Origin of the sequence: Burkholderia sp. 9775_39 (assembly GCF_015712225.1) — a bacterium.
Lineage (GTDB): Bacteria > Pseudomonadota > Gammaproteobacteria > Burkholderiales > Burkholderiaceae > Burkholderia > Burkholderia cenocepacia.
The window spans coordinates 1-1560 of the sequence record NZ_JACCQC010000067.1 but is presented as its reverse complement, the minus strand read 5'-3'; the positions used below and the strand labels follow the sequence as shown (position 1 = coordinate 1560).

The window sequence follows — 1560 nt, the reverse complement described above, 5'->3', positions numbered from 1 at the left end:
TGGCCGCCGAGAAAGGCGCCGAGATCGGCGTGTGCGTGCTCGAGAAGGGTTCCGAGATCGGCGCGCACATCCTGTCGGGCGCGGTGATGGACCCGCGCGCGATCACCGAGCTGTTTCCCGACTGGAAGGAGCGCGGCGCGCCGCTCGACGTCGAGGTGACGGAAGACCGCTTCCTGTTCCTGTCCGAGAAGAGCGCGGTCACGACGCCGAACTGGGCGCTGCCCGACAACTTCAAGAATCACGGCAACTACGTGATCTCGCTGGGCAACGTCACGCGCTGGCTGGGCCAGCAGGCGGAAGCCTTGGGCGTCGAGATCTTCCCCGGCTTCCCCGCCGCGGAGATTCTCTACAACGACGACGGCTCGGTCAAAGGCGTCGCGACCGGCAACATGGGCGTGGGCAAGGACGGCGAGCCGACCGAGAACTTCCAGCTCGGCATGGAGCTGCACGCGAAGTACACGCTGTTCGCCGAAGGCTGCCGCGGCCATCTCGGCCGCCAGCTGATCTCGAAGTTCAAGCTCGACGCGAACGCCGATCCGCAGGCGTACGGGATCGGCATCAAGGAGCTGTGGGAAATCGATCCGGCCAAGCACAAGCCGGGCCTCGTGATCCACACGGCCGGCTGGCCGCTGAAGTCCGATACGTACGGCGGCTCGTTCCTGTATCACATGGACAACAACCAGGTCGTGGTCGGCTTCGTGGTGGGCCTGGGCTACACGAACCCGTACCTGTCGCCGTTCGAGGAATTCCAGCGCTACAAGACGCACCCGTCGATCCGCGCATTCCTCGAAGGCGGCAAGCGCGTGTCGTACGGCGCGCGGGCGATCACGGCCGGCGGCCTGCTGTCGCTGCCGAAGACGGTGTTCCCGGGCGGCGCGCTGATCGGCGACGACGCGGGTTTCCTGAACGCGTCGCGGATCAAGGGCAGCCACGCGGCGATCAAGACCGGCATGCTGGCCGCCGACGCCGCATTCGACGCGGTGCAGGCCGGCCGTCAGTCGGACGAGCTCACCGCGTACCCGGATGCGTTCAAGCAATCGTGGCTGTACACGGAGCTGTACCGCGCGCGCAACTTCAAGCAGTGGATGGCCAAGGGCCTGTACCTGGGCACGCTGATGGTCGGGCTCGAGCAGAAGGTGATGGGCGGCAACGTGCCGTGGACGCTGCATCACCAGCATGCGGACCACGAGATGCTGAAGCCGGCGTCGCAGTGCGAGCCGATCGCGTATCCGAAGCCGGACGGCAAGCTGACGTTCGACCGGCTGTCGTCGGTGTTCATCTCGAACACGAACCACGAGGAGAACCAGCCGGCGCACCTGACGCTGAAGGATGCGAGCGTGCCGGTGAACGTGAACCTGCGTACCTACGCGGGGCCGGAGGCGCGTTTCTGCCCGGCGGCGGTGTACGAGTTCGTGAAGAACGACGACGGCAGCGAGCGCCTCGTGATCAACGCGCAGAATTGCGTGCACTGCAAGACCTGCGACATCAAGGACCCGACGCAGAACATCGTGTGGGTCACGCCGGAAGGCGGCGGCGGGCCGAATTACCCGAACATGTAAC

At 66.0% G+C, this 1560-nt stretch carries 1 protein-coding gene; it reads left to right on the top strand.

Features of this window, described 5'->3' with window-relative positions; translation table 11 throughout:
* The coding region (locus H0X90_RS35260) for an electron transfer flavoprotein-ubiquinone oxidoreductase (protein ID WP_077190039.1) at positions 1–1559 on the top strand (1559 nt) is incomplete at its 5' end.
* Between the last annotated feature and the right edge of the window lies 1 nt (position 1560).